At 70.8% G+C, this 2,911-nt stretch carries 3 protein-coding genes; 1 reads left to right on the plus strand and 2 read right to left on the minus strand.

What is annotated here, in order from left to right; translation table 11 throughout:
- Positions 1 to 31: 31 nt before the first annotated feature.
- A complete protein-coding gene (locus D7V93_RS41185) occupies positions 32 to 916 on the minus strand; it encodes a hypothetical protein (protein ID WP_120648448.1) in 885 nt (294 codons plus the stop codon).
- Between the two features lie 162 nt (positions 917 to 1,078).
- Positions 1,079 to 2,212 (minus strand): aminotransferase class I/II-fold pyridoxal phosphate-dependent enzyme, encoded by a 1,134-nt coding sequence (locus D7V93_RS41190; RefSeq protein ID WP_120648449.1) that lies wholly within the window; start codon positions 2,210 to 2,212, stop codon positions 1,079 to 1,081.
- A 172-nt stretch (positions 2,213 to 2,384) separates the two neighbouring features.
- On the opposite strand from D7V93_RS41190, the gene D7V93_RS41195 reads away from it, so the two are divergent.
- On the plus strand, positions 2,385 to 2,891 hold the full coding sequence (locus tag D7V93_RS41195) for a peroxiredoxin family protein (RefSeq protein WP_120648450.1): 507 nt from the start codon (positions 2,385 to 2,387) through the stop codon (positions 2,889 to 2,891).
- Positions 2,892 to 2,911: the final 20 nt, after the last annotated feature.

Consider the following 2,911-nt stretch of genomic DNA (forward strand, 5'->3'; position numbering starts at 1 on the left):
TCGCCGGAGGGGGCGGGGGAAGCCGTGCAGTCTAGTACGCGTACGTGACGACGTCCTCGCGCACCTTGGAGACGATGCCGCCCCAGTTGCCGTTGGCGTAGTGGTTGTACGCCTCGCCGTCGTCGCGCAGGGACACGGTGTGGAAGCTCCACTTCGCCCGGCCGTCGCTGCACGCCGCCGTGCCCGTGTTCAGCGTGCCGCCGCAGAACCAGTCGCCGGGGTTGCAGTAGGACCCGTTGCCGCTGCCGGAGACACCGCCCGTGGAGTGGTAGGACACCGCCTCGTCGTCCTGGCCCGGGAGGATGCCGGAGTAGGCCGTGCCCTTGGCGCCGGCGAACATGTAGAACCAGACGTTGCGCGTCGTGTTGTGATTGAACATGGCGCGCGCCGTCGTGGTGACCAGGTCGCTCACCACCGGATCGCTCACCGCCCAGTCGCCGTGGTCCGCCAGCTCACTGCCGCCGCCCGCGCCGGACGCGATGTCCACCCACTTGATGTTCCAGCCCGTCTGCGTGGAGCCGTCCAGGTTGCCGCACTCGCCGTTCGCGTTGGGCGTGGCGTTCTTCTTCGTGCGCGCGCTGCCGCCGTACAGCGACAGGGCGTAGCCAATCTGCAGGTCACCAGCGCTGTGCGCGGCGATGTAGCACCAGTTGCTGCCCGTGCAGAAGCAGTCCAGCGCGTTGCGGATCCGGTAGTTCTCCGTGCCGATGCGCTGCGAGCCGTTCCAGTTGACCGCCTTCTTGTTCACGCCCGCCGCGGTGCTCGCCGGCCCCCAGTTGCTGAAGTCGTTGTAGTTGCCCGCCTGCGTGTTGCCGCCGTTCTTGCCGTGGATCCACAGGGTGTAGTTGGTCGCGGCGGCTTCGGTGCTCACCAGCAGCGTCACGGCGGCCACGGCAGCACCCATCAGCGTCTTCATCGAGGTGTGTCTCCAAGGGCCTCTCGCGCAGACGAGAGGGCTTTCGCACGGCCCCAGACCGAGCGAGGGGACGACCAGTCTAGAAGTCGTTTTCCAAGAAAGCGATAAGCCGACAGCCCTGCTGTCATGGGAAGAGCTGACGCGCCGCGCCGGCCCCAGGCGTCAGCCCAACGCGTCAAGACCGCCGTCGCGGATGAAGCGCTCCAGGCGCTCCAGGGCTGCCGGCAGGTTGGCGCGGCCCAGGCCCAGGCGGAAGTGGGCGCCGGGGAAGCCATACACGTCGCCGGGCAACAGCAGCACGCCCTCGCGGGCGATGAGCGCTTCGGTGAAGCGGGCCACGGGGACGTTTCGCAGCAGGCGCGGGAAGGCCACGCTGCCGGCGCGCGGGCGCACCCAGTGGAAGGTGTCCGCGTGGCGGGCGAAGAAGGCCTCCAGCAGGGCGAGGTTCGCGGTGAGCAGGCCCCGGCTGCGCGCCAGCACCTGCTCCTTCGCCTTGAGGGCGATGAGGGCCAGCACCTCGCTGGGGGCGCTGTTGCAGAGCGAGGTGTAGTCCTTGAAGGCGCGGCAGCGGGCCAGCAGGTCCGCGTCCCGGCACGCGAGCCACCCCACGCGCAGCCCCGCGAGTCCAAAGGCCTTGGACATCACGCCCAGGCTCACGCCCCTGGAGAAGCACGACGCGGCGGGCGGCAGCGTGTCCCCGGGGTCGTACTCCAGCAGGCGGTACACCTCGTCGGAGAAGAGGAGGATGCCGCGCGCTTCGCAGAGCGCGCACAGCGCCTGGAAGGTGGCGCGGTCCGGCAGCGCGCCCGTGGGGTTGTGGGGGAAGTTCACGACCACCACGCGCGTGTCGGGGCGCAGCGCGGCCTTCAGCGCGTCCAGGTCCAGCGCCCAGCCCGAGTCTTCGCGCAGGGGCAGCAGCGTCACCTCCGCGCCGGTGGCGCGCGCCACCTCGTAGAGGGACTGGTAGCCCGGCCAGGTGACGACGGCGTGCGTGCCCGGGCCCAGCTGGACGTTCATCGCCACGAAGAGGGCCTCCTGCGCGCCCGCGAAGGTGAGGATGTCGTCGGGCGTGAGGCCCGGGTACATCCCGGCGATGGCCTCGCGCAGCACGGGGAGCCCGGGCGTCTCCGTGTAGCCCAGCGTCAGGCCCTCCCAGCGCGCCCGGTCCTCCGGCGTCGCGAGCGCCAGCAGGTCCGCCATCCGCCAGCCCTCCACGTCGGAGGCGCACAGCAGGTAGGGCGCGGCGAACTCCCAGCGCGCGAAGTACCGCTCCAGTTCGAAGTCGGGGATGTGCATGACGTCCTCGCGAAGAAAGGCCCGCCTGCCCGCCTGGAGGTGGAGCGAGCCATGGGCCCCTGCCGGACGGGCGAGCGGACGGGCGCGCAGCCGGGAGCCGCCGGTGAGGCATGCATAGCTTCCAGTCGCGACCCATTGAAGCGCTTTCCCCGCTTTCCCATAGGGAGCCCGCATGGCCTCGACGAAAATCCCCCTCACGCTCCTGGACCCGGATGGCGGCTGGGTGAATGCCCCCGTCCATGTCTCGGAACTCGATGGACTGCCCGTCCTCCTGCACTTCTGGACCATGGACTGCGAGGACTGCGCGGCGCAGTTCGAGGCCGTGAACCAGTGGATCGTCGACTACGGGCCGCGCGGCCTGAAGGTCATTGGCGTGGACGTCACCCACTCCGAGACGGAGCTGCGCGACACCAACAAGGTGGAGGGCTTCGCGCGCGAGCACGCCCTGCGCTACCCCATCGCGGTGGATGACGGCTCGCTGGCGAAGGCCTACGGCGTGGACCGGCACCCCGCCTTCCTCCTCTTCGGGACGGATGGCCGGCTGACCCACCGCGCCGCGGGCAAGGACGCGCTGCGCCGCATCCGCGCGCTGCTCAAGGACCTGCCCGAGCCGCAGGACCGGGCGCTGTCGGGCGAGGTCTCCGACGCCGAAGAGGCCCAGGCCCCGGCCGGGCCGTAGCGCGCCCCCGGGCCGCCCCC

This window comes from Corallococcus llansteffanensis (assembly GCF_003612055.1).
GTDB classification, from domain to species: Bacteria; Myxococcota; Myxococcia; order Myxococcales; family Myxococcaceae; genus Corallococcus; species Corallococcus llansteffanensis.

Excerpts from the sequence above, each read along its gene's own strand:
- D7V93_RS41190 (WP_120648449.1), bottom strand. The coding sequence starts at position 2,212 with ATGCACATCCCCGACTTCGAACTGGAGCGGTACTTCGCGCGCTGGGAG.
- D7V93_RS41195 (WP_120648450.1), top strand. The coding sequence starts at position 2,385 with ATGGCCTCGACGAAAATCCCCCTCACGCTCCTGGACCCGGATGGCGGC.
- D7V93_RS41185 (WP_120648448.1), bottom strand. The coding sequence starts at position 916 with ATGAAGACGCTGATGGGTGCTGCCGTGGCCGCCGTGACGCTGCTGGTG.